Below are 16,108 nucleotides of genomic sequence, written 5' to 3'. Positions count from 1 at the left end.
ACCATCAAGGGCACCGGTCTGACCGTGGATGGCAGCGGCAATCCTGTCATCACCGGATACTTCGCCGGCAGCCTGGATCTGGGCGGGGGCCTGCTCTCGGTTGGCAGCTACAATGTCTTCCTGGCGAAGTACTCGCCCACCAGCGCCTGGTCGTGGTCGAAGAACTTCGGGGGGACCACCACCGAAATGGGTTACGCCGTGGCCTCGGACTCCACCGGCAACGTGTTCACGACGGGCAGTTTCATGACTTCGATCAACCTGGGTGGCGGCAGTCAACTCTCCGCCGGCGGGTTCGACATGTACCTGGGTAAATTCGCGCCCTAGAAGCTCCGCGCCTCATCGGGAACCTGCTTTCGTAACCCGCCGCCATAACCGGCGCAATGCATCGCGAAGCGGTTGGTGCCACGGACACTTTCTGAACGCGGCCGACCCGTGATTTCAGCCTGTTCTGGCCCTATTCGGTTTCTGAGGTTTTATAGGATTTGGAACCGTTGTAACCAGCCATGTTTTCAAGGTGTTGGATCTGAGAAGAAGGGACGAAAAAACTGGCGGGACTGACGAGGCTCGAATCTACCCAAAAAAGCAAGCCGGTGTGGGCAGAACTGACCGTATGTTTATATTCTGCATCACGAACCAGTGACACTGGCCTGCACAGGATCATCGGCGCCTGGCCACAATTACCGACTCACATTCAAAGAGGCGACCTTGACTCTGGTTGCTGCGGCCCAGTAGGACCAGGACTTGGCTGCCCGTGTGGCAATGACGTCTCTGATAGCATGGGGGTCTTTGGGATTCCTTACACGATTAGGGACGGGACGCATACTTCCTTTGGGCACAAGCCACCCCATCAGATTCGGTCAGCCGACTTCGATCATGGGCAGTGTAGCTCCCAATCATGCCCCAAGGAGGACCTTCGACAGGCTAGATGTCGAAGAGTGAGGAGCATGTCATGCTCTACACTGCCGCTAAAATGTCCGGGTTCTTGCAGGCTATGTCAACCACGACCTCGATGGAGACAGCTGGTTGTCCGGCTTACCGCCATCCGTAGCCTGGCTACGCCAGACTCGATTCCATCGACGCTGCCCTGTCGCCCGTTTTGACTGCTGATCCCGCCGTGTGCCAACGAAACTACTGGGGAGGGCGTTCAACGCGGGGCTTGGCTTCGTTGACTTTCAGTGCCCGGCCATCCAGTTCCTTGCCATTGTGATCAGCTATCGCTTTGGCAGCCTCTGCTTCCGAGCCCATCTCGACGAACGCAAATCCTTTGGACTTGGCGGTGATCTTGTCCATGATGAGTTGGCAACTGACCACGTTGCCCGCTTGCTTGAACAGGTCGAGAACCTGGACTTCCGTTGTGTTGGGTGACAGGTTGCCCACGTATAGTTTCGTTGCCATTATTTCTTTCTGCTGCGGTAGGAGGTCTCAGTGGAAGTTCTCGATGGATTCGAGTTTCAGATTGTCATCGAGCAAACATACTCGCCTGATAATCTACCAATCACTCTGGGCGTCTCCTATCGGATAGCTGGGTTTACAATATGCCTGGCATTCTATGAAGCACGACATCAACCTACTATGGGGTGTTCACCCCATGTTGCCTTTGGGAAACCCTCGCCGGCAGTCCGCCCCGAAACAACCGGTTGCTATTCCCGCCAGCAGGCTTACATTGCAGTGGAGAGTCGAGGGTTGGTTGAAGTTGCGGCGTAGAGCAGAGCAGTTCGAGCCTCGACTCTCCGCTTCTTTTCCTCGCCTGACTGACGGAGAGACGGCAATAGCGATCCGTCCTATCGAAACTGCGTTTGCCTCAGTGCCATCTACAACAACTGATTTCAATAATGGCAGTGTCGCGACGTATCACGCCCTAAGGAGGTGCTTCGACGAAGGATGGGGGGATGTCGAAGCACGGGCATGTCAGTCTCTACACTGCCAGTGGAATGTCCGACCGCTTGCATGGGCTATCGACCACCGCCAATGAAGCAGGCGAGGACAACAGGGCGGGTGGATTGGGCTGGTTGGCACAATCGACCTTCTCGAACCCTGCCATCGACAGCAAGAGATCAACTCTGGCGGCGTTCAAATTAAAAAAATTGCCGATCACTTTGCGGACGCGGAAATCGCCTTTTTTATCCCGTTTCAGGATCACGTAATTCCAACCCGTTACACCTTCGCCTTTGGCAACTGCACCAAGCAAGTTCCCCGAACGGTTAGAAAACCATTCAACCTGTTTGACCATGAAGTTCTCCAAGGCGAGATTATGAGGCACCAACCGGTCAAACTCGGAACGGAGCATGGTTTCAATAATCATTTCATCGTCTCCTCTTTTTGAGCAAGCGGCGTACGCCTTCTCCTGAGCTGACGGATGGCAACTACTCACAGTGATTTTTTCCAATGCCATAGCCTGCCGCTAGATTCTTACTCAAGGGTCGGGGTTTTGTGATGGAACGACCGTTGTCGCAGGAACCCAAATATCGGCATAGCACTTCGGGCAGTTGACCTTTAACCCCGCGCCCGCGCCATCAATCTCCAAGTTGTCGCCGCACTCCGGACAATTCAAAATAATGTCAGCCATCGTTGCTCTCCAAAAACGTTGAAGTAATACTCCAGAGACTACGCGGTATGTCATTCGGCACAATAGGGTGTTCACCCCATGTTGGCTTTGTTCAATTCCCGCCGCAGTCTGCCTCGAAACTATCGGTTGCTATTCCGGGAATCAGGCTTACGTTGTGGTGGAGAGTCGAGACGCTCTCTCGCTGGGAAATCTCATAGGCGAGAAGTCGCGTTTTGCGATGCGGCTGGGGGTGGTAATACGAGATTCGAGCCTCGACTCTCCTTTTCTTTTTCGCCACCTGATCCCTTGTCAACCGCCCCATCCCCGCCCAAAAAACTACCACCTTGACACTCACCCGATAGGGCATTTATGCCCATTTTGGATGAGTGTTTTGGCAATGGGTTTGGGCAGGACTGGGGGCGAAGTAAACAGGCACAAGCCGCCGAGTCTGAACTAGTTACCGACTCCAAAAACTGGCGGGACTCCTGATTTCCAATTGGAACCAAATCGTTCAATTTCTCAAGCAAATCGCAGCTTTACAGTCGGTAACTACCTGACGGGGTCGAGTTCGAACTGGAGGACTGTCGCCGCGTAACGGGGCTCAAACCCGCAACTTTTTCCATTGTTGAATACCGCCTCACCAAGCCTGGCGATAGAGTTCGATTATTTCATCGGCCGTGGGGACAACCGGATTGTTCTGCGGGCTGCCCGACGCCAGCGCCGCGTCCGCCATGGCCGGCAACTTCTGCTCGAAGGCAACCCGATCCATCCTGATGAAATCGCGCAGACGGCCGATGCCCAGGCGCGCGTTCAACTTTTCCAAATAATCGGGCAGGCTCGCCGCAGCCGTCGCATCCGGTGCGCCGTTCGCGGCGGCACCGACCAACCGTGCGATCTGTGCATAACGCGCCACGGCTCCGGGTAGCGACCAGCGCGTGAGCGCCGGCAAAAGCAGCGCGTTCGACAATCCGTGCGCCAGATGAAACATCGCGCCGATGGGACGGCTCATGCCGTGAACGAGACAAACGCTGCTGTTGGCAAATGCCATCCCGCCAAGGCAGGCCGCGAGCATCATCGCCTCGCGCGCCGGGCGGTTCCCCGGCTCCTCCCAAGCGGTGAAGAGATTGGTGGCTGTCAGTTGGATGCACTCCAACGCCAGCGGGTCGGTCAGCGTATTCGCCTTCTTTGACACAAAGGCTTCGATCCCATGCGTAAGCGTGTCCACGCCGACGTGCGCGGTGAGTGGGGCCGGCATCGTCAGGCTCAATTCAAAGTCCACCAGTGCCACGCGCGCCAGCAGGTGAACGTCGAGCATCATCATTTTCACGTCGCGCTCGGTGTCCGTGATGACGGCGACCTTGGTCACTTCGCTGCCGGTGCCGGCCGTCGTCGGAATGCACACCAGCGGCAGGCCGGCGCGCGCGATGCGATGATACCCCGCAAACTCGCGAAGCGGCACGTCGTTCGTGGCGGCGACGGCGATCACTTTCGCCGCATCCATCGGGCTGCCGCCGCCAAGGCCAATCACGAGATCGCAGTTGGTTTTGCGCAACAACGCGAGTCCGTCGCGGACGTTTTCATCGGTCGGGTCCGTTTTCACGCCGGAAAAGACGGTGGCCGGGATGTTGGCGGCGGCAAGTTGGTCGACGCAGCGTTGCGCCAGTCCGCTGGCGACCATCGTCGCATCGGTGACGAGCAACACGCGCCGTCCGCCGAGCCGGGCGGCTTGCGCGGCGAGCTGCTGGCTGGCGCCGGCGGCGACAAGGATCGTGGAGGGCACGTTGAATTGCGCGTTCACGGGGTCGGATATACGATTCACCGCGCGGATTTGAAAGACCAAACTATTGTTGGCTTGCCTCGGGCCGCACTTCAATGCAAGGCTGGGCGTTATTCAGCCATGACCCAGCGCGCGAAAGTTGTTGTCACCGATTTCATCACCGAGCCGCTCGATCACGAGCGCCAGATCCTGGGTGACCTGGCCGATGTGGCGGCGCTGAATGCATCTTCCGAGGACGACCTCGTGGGCCGAATCGAGGACGCCGACGCCATCATGATTTATCACCGCACCCGAATTGGCGCGCGGACAATTGAACGCTTGAAGAATTGCCGATTCATTGTTCGTTGTGGGGTGGGATTCGACAACGTGGATCATGTGACGGCCCGGGCGCGCGGCATCACTGTGGCGAACGTGCCGGATTACGGGACCGAAGAGGTCGCTGACTCCGCCATCGGCATGACGCTGACGTTGATGCGCGGCATTCATTATCTGAACGACCGATTGCAACTCGGGACCGGGCCGTGGAGTCACACCCAGGCAGAGCCGTTGCATCGGTTGCGCGGGCACGTGTTTGGCATCGTGGGCATCGGGCGCATCGGTGGCGCGACCGCGTTACGCGCGAAGGCACTGGGGATGGACGTGGTTTATTACGATCCATTCGCACCGCAAGGCCGCGACAAATCGCTGGGCATTCGTGCTGCAGAGACCCTGGATGAACTTCTCGCACAGGCCCACGTCGTGAGCCTTCACTGTCCACTTACCGCGGAAACAAAACACTTGGTCAACCGTGACACGATCAGGAAGTTGCAGCCCGGTTCCTTTGTTGTGAACACGTCACGAGGCGGCGTAGTCGATGCGCTTGCGGTTCTCGACGGGATTACCTCCGGGCATTTGCGCGGCGCGGCCATTGATGTCTTGGAAACGGAGCCGCCGGCGCCAGACCATCCGCTCCTCGTGGCATGGCGCGATCCGAAACATCCCGCGCACGGTCGCTTGATCATCAATCCGCACTCGGCGTTCTATTCCGAGGAAGGCATGCTCGATATGCGCGTCAAAGGCAGCCAAAACTGCCGACGCGTGTTGCTGGGCCAGCCACCCTACAACGTGGTCAATTAGTCGGCCGCGCGATGACACCGCCCTCCGCCACTCAACCGACGCGGGCGCGGCATTGGGTCATCGTCTTCGCTGCCACGCTGGCGATCATTACCTACGTCGACCGCGTCTGCATCTCGCAGTCCGCCGGGCATATTCAGCAGGACCTTGGTTTCACCAAGGAACAGATGAGCTGGGTCTTCTCGGCGTTCACGCTGGCCTACGCGCTTTTTGAAATCCCCGCGGGTTGGCTCGGCGACCATCGTGGTCCGCGCGGTGTGCTCATGCGGGTCGTGGTCATGTGGTCATTCTTCACCGCGGCGACGGGCTGGGCGTGGAACCTGGCTTCCATGATTGTGTGCCGGTTCCTGTTTGGCGCGGGTGAAGCCGGCTGTTTTCCGAATCTCACCAAAATCTTCACCATCTGGCTTCCTTGGAACGAGCGCGATCGCGCGCAGGGCATCACGTGGTTGAGCGCGCGCTGGGGCGGGGCCTTCACGCCACTGCTTGTGTTCTGGGTGATGACCTTTCTCAACTGGCGCCAGGCGTTTCTGCTTTTCGCCACACTGGGCGTGGTGTGGACGGTCGTGTTTTATTTTTGGTTTCGCGACCATCCGCGCGACCATCGTTCCGTGAACGCCGCGGAACTCGCGTTGCTCGACGGCGCCGAGGTGAACGCCGTGGGTCATGGCGACGTCCCATGGAAACGGCTTCTGCGCAGCCGGTCGGTGTGGCTGCTTTGGCTCCAATACTTTTGCATGAGCTACGGCTGGTACTTCTACATCACGTGGCTGCCCACGTACCTGAATGAAGCCCGCGACCTGCAATTGGCGAAAAGCGCGTTTTTGTCCGGGTTGCCGCTCTTCTTCGGCGGGCTGGCCTGTTTATTCGTGGGCGTGCTGGTTCAGCGCCTCGCGCGCTGGACCGGGTCGGCGCGTCACGCGCGGCGAATTCCGGCGCTGGTGGGCCTGGTTGTCGCTGCCGTCATGTTGGTTCTTTCCACCCACATCCAGAGTCCAACGCTCGCAATGATCGCCATTGGAGTGGCCGGTTTCGCCAACGATTGCGCGATGCCGAGCGGCTGGGGCGCCTGCATGGACGTTGGCGGCAAGTATGCGGGTTCGCTCTCCGGCAGCATGAACATGATGGGGAATCTCGGCGGCGCGGTCGGCTCCCTCGTCGTGGCCCAGATTCTGAAATTCACCGGCAACAATTGGACGATCTGCTTCTGGGTCGCCGCGGGAATTTACTTGGTCGGCGCCGCCTGCTGGCTTTTCATAGACCCCGTCACGCCGCTGGATGGAAGCTTGGAGCGGGAGGAATTTGCAGCCAGTTAAGTGAAGGAGTGTCAATACCAAGGACTGACTCCTTTACATACGGAATCGCACTTGATAGCGTAACGTGGAAAAATCACCTATGAACATTAAATTTATCACCCTCGTTTTAGTCGCCGCGACAACCACCGTTTTTGGTGGTCAAAGTTCTCCTTATCGGAACAAAGAGGAGGCAGATATCATAGTCATTGGCGGTGGAACGGCGGGTAGCATTCTGATGAAGGAGCTATCAGAGAATGGTCGCTTTTCCGTGTTGGGAATAGAGGCAGGGCGAAATCTAACAACCGATCCAGCCATAGAGGCTGTGGGTCTCCCCGCATTCCAATTGGCTGAGATAGGGAAGCCCCAGTATTTTTGGCCAGGCTGGAATCAAACCTTGCCGATGGCAGGACTTAATGGACGAACCGGTGATTGGACAACGGGAATGCTCTTGGGGGGTGGCTCATCGGTTAACGGATTATACTATGGCCGTGGCTCGAGCGCCGCGTACATGCCTTGGGAAGGAATTTCCGGAAGCAGCAATTGGAGCCTGGGCAATATTCAGGCAACCTTCACGGCCCTTGAAAACTACCAGGGATTGACAACCACACCCGGGGCGCGAGGAAACAATGGTGCTGTCAATGTGCTCCAGACACCCACAGTGTCACAGCTAACAGCGAACATACTATTACCCGCGACACAAGCAGCATTTCCTGGGATTCCAACTGCGTTGGATTACAATGATCCGAGTGTAGAGAACTGCATAGACCCCCGTGCCCAGTGGTTTATTGATCCTTCCGGTACGCAACGGGTGAGCAGCGCAACAGCATTTTTAAACAGCTCGGTTATGACTCCAGAAGGTGAAGGAGTGAACGGGCACAAACTGTTTGTGCTCCTCGATGCAGTCGCTGTGCAAATAGAATTTAACAAACACGGGAGAGCCACAAGAGTAAAATATATCCAGAACGGTAAAGTTCGTAGGGCAAAAGCTCGGAAAGCGGTGGTTTTGGCGGCGGGCATCAACAGCAGCAAGTTGCTGCAGCTTTCCGGCATTGGTCCGTCGCAAGCGTTACAGAATGCAGGCATCAAGCCCGTCTTCATCAATGAGAACGTGGGGAAAAATCTCCAAAACCATCCCCTCTTGTCTATTTCGATGCTGGCCGATCCAGCTATCACTGGGGTACCCCCGGGAGCAGCTTATGCCTATACCATCCATAATGTTTATTTGCCGGCCGTGAGTGGTAGTGCAAGCGACGCGCGAATGGTGCAGATTTTGTTCGATTACATCCCGACGAATGCGCAAACCTCAGTTCCGATACTAAATATTAGCTTGGAGCTTTTGAACCCGCAGAGTACGGGCAGCGTCACCATCCAAAGCGACAACTGCTTTCAGATCGCCGCTACCGACGACGGCTTTTACCAAAATCCTGCCGACCTGGAGAATATGAAGAGTGCCGTCGAGGTCTATCTTCGCGCTCTGCTAGATCAACTAAATATTCTGTACCCATTCCCCTCGCCTTATTTTAGGCCTACTGTAAGTGACCCAATCAATTTAGTCATCCTTTCCGGTTATGACGATGCGACGGTTGAGGCGTACGTGGAAAACAACAGCAATCTTTCACTGGATCCGCACCACTTTACCTCCCACTGTAAAATGGCTCCCCTGAACGCCGGCGGCGTGGTGGATGGCAACGCACTTGTTTATGGCACAAAGAACGTTTTTGTAGCGGATAACTCCATCTGTCCAGTGATTCCCGATAGCGATACGGCAGCAGCCGCGATGATGATCGGATTACGGACCAGCGACATTCTGAAAAATGTCGTAAAATAAATAGTCGTAACAAGATCATCGACATTAAAATAACATTTCTGTTCTTGCCCACGTATCGACCGAGCAGTTCGACAAGATCGAAGTTGCGGTTGTCGATCGCGCGCTTTGCCGAATACACCGCTTTCGGGAATCCAGAGTTGAGCCTCAATCTAGGAATCGAGACCTCGACAGCTGCGCAGGGGTGATCCTCATGCAGGCATACGAATTGATAATTGATTCCAAGTTAAAGCCGAGTCCGTTCGCCATCGTGTCTGCGGACGATTTTCAGAGCCATACTGGGCGGCACCTTGACCCCCATGTCATTCTGGAACGGCCAACCGTTAGTCTGTATTGCCTCGACCATGACAACCGCCGGGCGCTTTTTGTAGATACATCACCCGAAACCAATCTATTGCAGGCCCCCTTTTACTTCATCGCCCAATATGAGGCAGCCCAGCGCCTGATTTCAGTCCCTTACGACATTCTCCATACGCTCGCCCGCGAAGTTGACATCAATCCGGAACGCATCATTCTGCTCTATTCAACTGGTCGTTGCGGGTCGACCCTGCTCAGCCATGTTATGAATCTGAACCCGTCCGTCGTCAGTTTCTCGGAACCCGATGTGTTCTCGCAACTGGTGATGCTGCGAACAAGCGGCCAGAGCGACGACGCGGAGGTTGCCTCCCTTCTGTATGACTCCCTCATGATCATGTGCGCAAACGCCCAGCAGCGAGGATTTCAATACTGGGCTTTTAAGTTCAGAAGCTATGTGTTATCGGTCAGCGATCTGCTCTATCGGGTTGTGCCAAAGGCGAAGATTCTTTTTCTGTATCGGAATGGGCGGACTTGGGCGCGTTCTTTCAGTCGAGCGTTTGGATTATCAGATGCCCAGTTGGAGAGAGGGTTGGTGAAATCTCGATACTTGATTCCCAGCGTCAACGTCTTTGTGAAGACGAATACTCGCCCAATCAGTTGGCTGGAGTATTTGGCAAACATGTGGGTCTCGACGATGCACGACAGTAATTGGCTCAAGCAGCAGCGGGCTGCCATCGCCTGTGCCCGTTTTGAAGATTTGAAAGTTAGACCGCAGGCAGTCATCCAATCCTTGCTGACTCATTGCGAGTTGCCGTTGCCGGATCCCAATCAACTCGCAAAGATTTTGGCCAGGGATTCCCAAGCGGGGACAGAGGGCGCTCAGGATAGGGGAGAGCCGGCGCGTCTTTTGACTGACGACGACCTGGCCAAGCTGGAGCGCATAATCCGCGAGCTTGATCCCGGGTTGGCCCCCGACACGATTCTGCGGTAATCCGCCCCAGTCCCTGCCAGTTTCTCCCTCACGGCGTGATGTCAAATCGATAGAACCCTTTTGGCTGGGATGCTCCGCCAAAGTTGGTCAGCGTCAGCAGAGCCCCGATACTGGTTATTGATCCGCCCTCATTGTTCCAGTTGGTGGGGTTCATCGAACTGCTAAACTGTAATTGATAGATCTCGCCTGCGATGGAGGGGATGGAGAAGATGATGTTTGTCGCCGCAACTTGGACTTTGGTGATTTGATTGATTGGATAGGGCGGAGGACTGAGGGGGAGAATCATCTCAAATATGGCACCGTGTCCGTTCGTTCCGCCGAACTGGGTCGTCCCGTAGAAATTCCCGTTGCTACCCTGTACCGGCGGGTCTATTGGAAATCCTCCATCGGTCGAATCACCTTTGAAGGAATAAAGATTCGAATAGCTGCCGCTGGAACTGATCCGAAATACCGTGCCGGAACCGGCTGCCCCGCCCTTAAGCGTCGTTCCATAGAAACTGCCGTCGCTGCCCTGTACCAGTCCGGCGGCGGGTTCTTGTCCATCGTTGGGGGAGCCGACAAACGAGTACAAATTCGTTTCGCTGCCGCTGGGACTGATCCGGAATACCATACCGCAACCATTGGTGCAAGCGGTGAGTAGACCGGCGGCAGCAGCCGTCCCATAGAAATTGCCGTCGCTGCCTTGGACCAGCGCGCCAGATGGAATGACCCCGTCATTCGTGGAGATGCCAAAGGAGTACAGATTCGTGTAGCTGCCACTGGGACTTATCCGAAACACCGTGCCGCATCCGTTGGTGCCGCAATTGGTGCTCGTCCCTCCGAATCCGGTTGTCCCGTAGAAATTACCGTCGCTGCCTTGAACCAGCCCGCCAGATGGGCTGGTCCCGTCATTCGTGTTGATGCCAAAGGAGTACAGATTCGTGTAGCTGCCACTGGAACTGATGCGAAATACCGTGCCGGAGTTGACCGTCCCGCCTAAAGGGGTCACCCCGTAGAAATTACCGTCGCTGCCCTGTACCAGCCCGGCAGTAGGCACGGCTCCATCGGTGGGGTAGCCGACAAAGCTGTGTAGATTCGTATAACTGCCGCTGGAACTGATCCGAAACACGGTGCCGGAGTTGGCTATCCCGCCCAGATCGGTTGTCCCATAGAAATTGCTGTCGCTGCCCTGTACCAGCCCGGCATTTGGATGCCCACCATCGCTGGGGAAGCCGACAAAGGAGTAAAGATTCGATTCGGTGCCGCTGGGACTCATCCGAAACACGATACCGTTGTTGTTCGTCCCACCTCCAAACGTCGTCCCGTAGAAATTGCCGTCATTGCCTTGGACAAGCTTTGCGCGTGAATCGGTCCCATCGCCTGGAAAGCCGACAAAGAAGTGAAGGTTTGTCTCCGTCAGTGCGTTCGCATTGAACGCTCGACACGCCAAGAGCAATGGAATAACTGCGATGACAAGGCGGAGCAATTTTGACACTGCCAACCCGACCCGAATCCCTTTGTTCATACCCGATGTCTCCTCACTCTTTGCCAAACTCGCCGTTGCCCAAAGAACCCCAATAGCAAATCAGTCCCGCCGAGTCGAGCCTTCTCCGCCCATTCCCACCCGCATGACTGCCTCCTGTTCCTTCAACCGCCCCCAGAATCCCCGCATAAAAACTATCACCCTGACACTTACCCGACAGGGGCAAAAAACCCTGTTTTGGGTGAATGCGGAAATCTGAATGCCGCAACCCCGCCCGCATCCCGCCGCCGTTTGCGGTCACGCTCACGATTGACCTACTCATCGCAACTCGGTAGCATTCTTTATTATGGACTACCAAATAATTGAATCGTCTAGGTATGAAGTCTTGGTCAATGAAGTAAAGAAAGCCATCAAATCGGGATGGCAACCGCTGGGGGCACCATTCCAGCCCGGCAAATATTGGTACCAAGCGATGGTGATAAAGCCACAGGCACAACCGCCAATGATACAACCGCACCCGTAACCGCACTCACTGGGCTACAAGCCCGCGGCTCGATGATGATTCATGGGTCTGGTCTCGATCCTCGCCCCCGAAAAACTATCACCCTAACACTCGCCCAACAGGGGGGAAAAGCCCCGTTTCGGGCGATAGCAACCGGAGTTCAGAGTAGGACTCCCGCCCAGAAAAGCCGCCGGATCAACAGGAAACAGAGGAAGATCCGACTCCAGAAATTGGCGGGAGTGACGGGGCTCGAACCCGCAACCTCTGCCGTGACAGGGCAGCGCTCTGAACCAATTGAGCTACACCCCCGCGTTTGGACCGCGGGAAAATCCGCTTGGGCTATGACGTGGCGTCAACCGCCGCTTGTTCATGGCCTGCCAGCCAAAGCCCGGCTGCCAGCCGAGCGGCGGCTGGTGGGCGCTAAAGGACTTGAACCTTTGACCCCCTCGGTGTAAACGAGGTGCTCTAGCCAACTGAGCTAAGCGCCCGCAACCAAAAGCATTACAGGCAAAACACCCCCTTGTCAACGCCGTGGTTTGGAGTCATCATTCCTTGGGCGTATGTTTATGTTGCTGTGGTGGTAATACCAAACGGAGGCAGCCATGTATAAAACGATTCTCTTATGCAGCGACGGTTCACCAGCCGCCGAAGTCGCGGGTGATTACGCAATCTGGCTCGCTCGCAAACTCAGCGCCTCCCTCCGTGCGCTCTATGTCACTGACATCCGTCTTTTGGAAGGTCCGTGGCTCGCGGATTTGTCGGGCGCGGTCGGCGCGCAACCCTACTCGGCCCTGTTGCCGCAGTTACAAAAGATCCAGGAAGAAAAAGCTGCGATGGTCCTGGCGGCGGCCAAAGAACGTTGTGATAAGAGCGGTGTCAGTTGCGAGACGGCCCACGAAACCGGCAGCTTGCTGCCAGCGATTCTCGATCAGGAGCGACAGGCGGACCTCGTCGTCCTCGGCCAGCATGGGGAACACGCGGAATGGTCGGACGAGATGCTGGGCTCTGTCGTCGAACGCGTGGTGCGCGCTTCGGTCAAACCGTGCCTCGTCACGCCGGGGAAGTTTCACGAGATCAGCCATATGCTGGTCGCGTACGACGGCAGCGAGGAATCGAGCAAGGCGCTGCGCGCGGCCATCGCGCTTGCCCCGGCCTTGGGAGTGAAGATGACGATTACGATGGTCGCGGCGCTGGGCGGCGAAGACGCAGCTGCCGCGCTTCTTGAAAAGGCGAAGCAGCGGGCGCTGAGCGGTAATGTCAAAGCCAACGTGGAAGTGCTGCATGGCGACCCCGAAGAGGAAATCCTCGAACTACGGGAAACCATCGGCGCCGATCTTATTGTCATGGGCGCCTACGGCCACACCCGCATCCGCGAACTCATCCTCGGCTCGACCACTTCCCACGTCATCCGCAAGGCTACCGTTCCCGTGCTGTTGGTACGGACAGCCTAACGGGGGTTTTGCGAACCTCAACCCCATGAAGAGCAGCCGCCCACGTCACAAGGAAGTCCGCCGCGAATTCCAGGTTCGTCCGCGACTTTATCGCGGCGTGGATATCGCGATCGGTCCGGGCAAGGCGGATTTACTGGAAGCCGTTCACCGGGCGGGATCGATCGCGGCGGCCGCCGAATCCATGGGCATGTCCTACATGCGTGCGTGGATGCTGATCCGTACTATGAATAGCTGTTTCAAAGCGCCGCTGGTGCGGACCAAGCGTGGCGGCGCGGAACGCGGAACTGCAATCCTGACGGAGACAGGCAGGAGCGTGCTGGCATTGTACCGCCGCGTCGAAATGCAGAGCCTCAAGGCCACACAGGCACTTCGCAGGCAGTTGTCGGATCGACTGCGGTAACCACCTTTATCCGGGGAAATACCCGACTGCCGGCTTTCTGCTTGCGTTTGTCGCCGATATATTTGTAAAAATATAACGCGTGAAAGGGCAAGTTTAATTCTGAAATGAACGGACGATGCGGCATGCGGGGGTTTGCTATGTTCAAAAGTGTCGTGTGTCTGGTGTTTTGTTCCTGTCTGGCGGACGCTGGTGAGGTTTCGGCTCAAATTGCGGTGACAAACAATCCCACGATCGATGCGTTTGTCCGATCAGCGGACCCGATTCACAATTATGGCGCCGCCGGTGCGCTTGCGGTTTCGGGATCCATTGCCACCAATTCAACGGGCATAAACAACGGATTGCTGGACTCGTTTCTGCAGTTCAATATTTCAGGCGCTGTCAGCAGTTTCAACGCAACATTCGGCGTTGGGCAATGGACGATTACCGGCATCACCCTCGGTGTGATGGCGCAGCCACCGAATAATACTATTTTCAATTATGGTTCCGGTACGTTCGCTGTTAACTGGATGGCGAACAATGCCTGGACCGAAGGCACCGGGACGCCCGCCAGCCCCACCAGCACTGGTATTACCTATTCGCAAGAGTCATCCCTCTTGAATTCCAATGTGGATGAAGCGTTGGGGACATTCAATTACGGCGGAGCGACCAGTGGACGGATGAATCTTTCGCTGGGATTGACATCCGGCTTTCTCAGTGAGATTTCAACTGGTAGCCTGGTGAGCCTTTACATGACCGCGACTTCCAACAGCACCGTTGGCTTCACCTTCAACTCCGAGAATTTTGGCACGGCTTCGGCACGGCCATCTATTATCATCACGGCTGTCGCGGTTCCGGAACCCTCAACCATGGTTTTGCTGGGCGCGGCATGCGTGGTTCTGGGCGCAGCGGGTCGTCGACGCGGGAGGAGCAGGCATGCGGCCGCCGACTAGACGAGCGGCGTTCACTCTGATCGAACTGCTGGTGGTCATAGCGATCATCGGGGTACTGGCGGCCATGGTGCTTAGTGCGCTGGGAAAGACTCGCGCACGGGGGGAGAGCGCCCGCTGCGCCGGTAATCTCCGGCAGTGGGGCCTCGCATTGCAGTTGTACATCGGCGACTACAACGAGTATATCCCACGCCGCGGCCAGGGGGTCCAACCGTTGATGCTGATCAATCGCCCGGAAGATTGGTTCAACTGCCTGCCGCGCTATTTCGGGTCGCAGTCCTACAGTAATTTGGTTGCGCAAGGCGTACGGCCACAGGCGGGCGATTCGTCATCAATATTTATCGACCCGAGCGCGAAAAATCCGGGGGGCACCTATTTTCTGCCCTATGCGATGAACATGTACCTCTCACCGTGGATTCGCCCGGACCAACATCGGCTGCCGGAGATTCCCAAGCCGGAGCAACTCGCTTTCATGGCGGACGCGTCCGGCCAATATTCATCCACGGTCCCGTCGCAATTAGGATACACTGTTATGGCGCGGCATTCTGGACGAGCCAACGTTGTCTTCGTAGATGGACGCGTAGATTCGTTTGCGGGTGACTATCTCGGCTGCGGTGTTGGCGAGCCGACGCGGCCGGACATCCGCTGGCAAACACTTACCGCCGGCATCAACCAGGCGCCGTTGCCATGAGCAGCCGGCTTTTCCCTGTTTGCCTCGCCGCAGTTCTTGCCATCGCGAACGGCTGCGGGCCGTCTTCGCCCCCGGCCAACCCTCCAGTTCGCGTCGCCATCATCGGCGGCATGATCATGACAGGCGTGTGGCAGGGGATCGCCAAACAATTCGAGGCCGACACCGGCTACAAGGTGAAGGTCGTCATGGCGGGAAATAAACAGGTCCTCGTCGAATCGTTCCGCAAAGGCGACGCGGATTTTCTGACGATGCACTCGACCGACGACGCGATGGACCTTGTCGCCGACGGCTATGCTGTGGGAATGAAACCGTGGGCGCGCAATGAACTGATCATCGTCGGACCGCCCGACGATCCCGCGCACATCAAGGGCATGACGGATGGCGCCGCAGCGTTGCGAAAGATTGCTGAGGCACACGCACCGTATGTGGATTTCTTTGACGCCGGGGCGCGGCAGGTAGCGGACAAACTTTGGAAAAAGGCGGGCCTCGTGCCGCAGGGCGACTGGGTCCTGAAAGATGAGAGCGATAATGGGCAGGGTGTGGTCATGTTCGCGCAGAAACATCACGCCTACGTGATTGTCGGGCGCATTCCCGTCGTGAAGGGCAAGATCAACTCGGATGGCATGGAAATCATGGTCCGCGGCGACCCCGATATGCGCCGCCCGTTCGTGGTGATGGTCGCCAACGTGAACCGTTTCCCCCATGCGAATGTGGCGGGTGCTCAGGCGTTGGCCGATTACCTGACCTCAGAAAAGGGGCAGCAGTTCCTGAAAGACTTCGCCGCCAGGCAGCCTGATGGCGTTCCGTTGTTCTATCCGATAGGGGCGGAATAA

Annotated in this window: 15 protein-coding genes and 2 tRNA genes; 10 read left to right on the top strand and 7 right to left on the bottom strand. The window is 56.8% G+C overall.

Going from position 1 to position 16,108, the window contains the following annotated elements; translation table 11 throughout:
* A partial coding sequence (locus tag VNL17_07735) for a nucleotide-binding protein (protein ID HXI83966.1) occupies positions 1 to 324 on the top strand: 324 nt, incomplete at its 5' end.
* A gap of 804 nt (positions 325 to 1,128) precedes the next feature.
* On the opposite strand, the gene VNL17_07730 is transcribed toward VNL17_07735, so the two are convergent.
* The 4 genes from VNL17_07730 to VNL17_07715 all read right to left on the bottom strand — a co-directional run bounded on the left by VNL17_07730 (position 1,129) and on the right by VNL17_07715 (position 4,364).
* Positions 1,129 to 1,395, bottom strand: a complete 267-nt coding sequence (locus VNL17_07730; GenBank protein HXI83965.1) for an RNA-binding protein — start codon at positions 1,393 to 1,395, stop codon at positions 1,129 to 1,131.
* Positions 1,396 to 1,915: 520 nt separating this feature from the next.
* The gene (locus VNL17_07725) at positions 1,916 to 2,302 is read right to left on the bottom strand and encodes a hypothetical protein (GenBank protein ID HXI83964.1); all 387 of its coding nucleotides are present in this window, start codon (positions 2,300 to 2,302) and stop codon (positions 1,916 to 1,918) included.
* A gap of 111 nt (positions 2,303 to 2,413) precedes the next feature.
* Positions 2,414 to 2,566, bottom strand: a complete 153-nt coding sequence (locus VNL17_07720) for a hypothetical protein (protein ID HXI83963.1) — start codon at positions 2,564 to 2,566, stop codon at positions 2,414 to 2,416.
* Positions 2,567 to 3,182: 616 nt separating this feature from the next.
* On the bottom strand, positions 3,183 to 4,364 hold the full coding sequence (locus VNL17_07715) for an iron-containing alcohol dehydrogenase (GenBank protein ID HXI83962.1): 1,182 nt from the start codon (positions 4,362 to 4,364) through the stop codon (positions 3,183 to 3,185).
* Positions 4,365 to 4,442: 78 nt separating this feature from the next.
* Here VNL17_07715 and VNL17_07710 point away from each other — a divergent pair, with 78 nt between their 5' ends.
* The 4 genes from VNL17_07710 (at position 4,443) to VNL17_07695 (ending at position 9,843) form a co-directional block, all read left to right on the top strand.
* Positions 4,443 to 5,438, top strand: a complete 996-nt coding sequence (locus VNL17_07710; protein ID HXI83961.1) for a C-terminal binding protein — start codon at positions 4,443 to 4,445, stop codon at positions 5,436 to 5,438.
* Between the two features lie 11 nt (positions 5,439 to 5,449).
* The gene (locus tag VNL17_07705) at positions 5,450 to 6,751 is read left to right on the top strand and encodes an MFS transporter (GenBank protein HXI83960.1); all 1,302 of its coding nucleotides are present in this window, start codon (positions 5,450 to 5,452) and stop codon (positions 6,749 to 6,751) included.
* A gap of 79 nt (positions 6,752 to 6,830) precedes the next feature.
* The gene (locus VNL17_07700; protein HXI83959.1) at positions 6,831 to 8,558 is read left to right on the top strand and encodes a GMC family oxidoreductase; all 1,728 of its coding nucleotides are present in this window, start codon (positions 6,831 to 6,833) and stop codon (positions 8,556 to 8,558) included.
* A 190-nt stretch (positions 8,559 to 8,748) separates the two neighbouring features.
* A complete protein-coding gene (locus tag VNL17_07695; GenBank protein ID HXI83958.1) occupies positions 8,749 to 9,843 on the top strand; it encodes a sulfotransferase in 1,095 nt (364 codons plus the stop codon).
* 28 nt (positions 9,844 to 9,871) lie between these two features.
* On the opposite strand, the gene VNL17_07690 is transcribed toward VNL17_07695, so the two are convergent.
* The 3 genes from VNL17_07690 to VNL17_07680 all read right to left on the bottom strand — a co-directional run bounded on the left by VNL17_07690 (position 9,872) and on the right by VNL17_07680 (position 12,295).
* Positions 9,872 to 11,347, bottom strand: a complete 1,476-nt coding sequence (locus VNL17_07690) for a choice-of-anchor tandem repeat GloVer-containing protein (GenBank protein HXI83957.1) — start codon at positions 11,345 to 11,347, stop codon at positions 9,872 to 9,874.
* Positions 11,348 to 12,038: 691 nt separating this feature from the next.
* A tRNA-Asp gene (locus VNL17_07685) sits at positions 12,039 to 12,116 on the bottom strand.
* Between the two features lie 102 nt (positions 12,117 to 12,218).
* Positions 12,219 to 12,295: transfer RNA gene (locus VNL17_07680), tRNA-Val, on the bottom strand.
* 114 nt (positions 12,296 to 12,409) lie between these two features.
* Here VNL17_07680 and VNL17_07675 point away from each other — a divergent pair.
* The 5 genes from VNL17_07675 (at position 12,410) to VNL17_07655 (ending at position 16,108) form a co-directional block, all read left to right on the top strand.
* Positions 12,410 to 13,258: a universal stress protein gene (locus VNL17_07675; protein HXI83956.1), complete on the top strand. Its 849-nt coding sequence runs from the start codon at positions 12,410 to 12,412 to the stop codon at positions 13,256 to 13,258.
* A 25-nt stretch (positions 13,259 to 13,283) separates the two neighbouring features.
* A complete protein-coding gene (locus VNL17_07670; GenBank protein ID HXI83955.1) occupies positions 13,284 to 13,658 on the top strand; it encodes a LysR family transcriptional regulator in 375 nt (124 codons plus the stop codon).
* A 212-nt stretch (positions 13,659 to 13,870) separates the two neighbouring features.
* Positions 13,871 to 14,587 carry a PEP-CTERM sorting domain-containing protein gene (locus VNL17_07665; GenBank protein ID HXI83954.1) on the top strand — a complete coding sequence of 239 codons (717 nt, stop codon included), beginning with the start codon at positions 13,871 to 13,873 and terminating at the stop codon, positions 14,585 to 14,587.
* Positions 14,571 to 15,275, top strand: coding sequence for a prepilin-type N-terminal cleavage/methylation domain-containing protein (locus VNL17_07660; GenBank protein ID HXI83953.1), 705 nt, complete (start codon positions 14,571 to 14,573; stop codon positions 15,273 to 15,275). The genes VNL17_07665 and VNL17_07660 overlap by 17 nt, the downstream gene beginning before the upstream one ends.
* Positions 15,272 to 16,108 (top strand): substrate-binding domain-containing protein, encoded by an 837-nt coding sequence (locus VNL17_07655; protein HXI83952.1) that lies wholly within the window; start codon positions 15,272 to 15,274, stop codon positions 16,106 to 16,108. The genes VNL17_07660 and VNL17_07655 overlap by 4 nt, the downstream gene beginning before the upstream one ends.

It is taken from the genome of Verrucomicrobiia bacterium (genome assembly GCA_035577545.1).
In the GTDB taxonomy this organism is placed as follows: Bacteria; Verrucomicrobiota; Verrucomicrobiia; order Palsa-1439; family Palsa-1439; genus Palsa-1439.
Note: the sequence above shows the minus strand (reverse complement) of the source record. Positions and strands in the feature narration are given on the sequence as shown.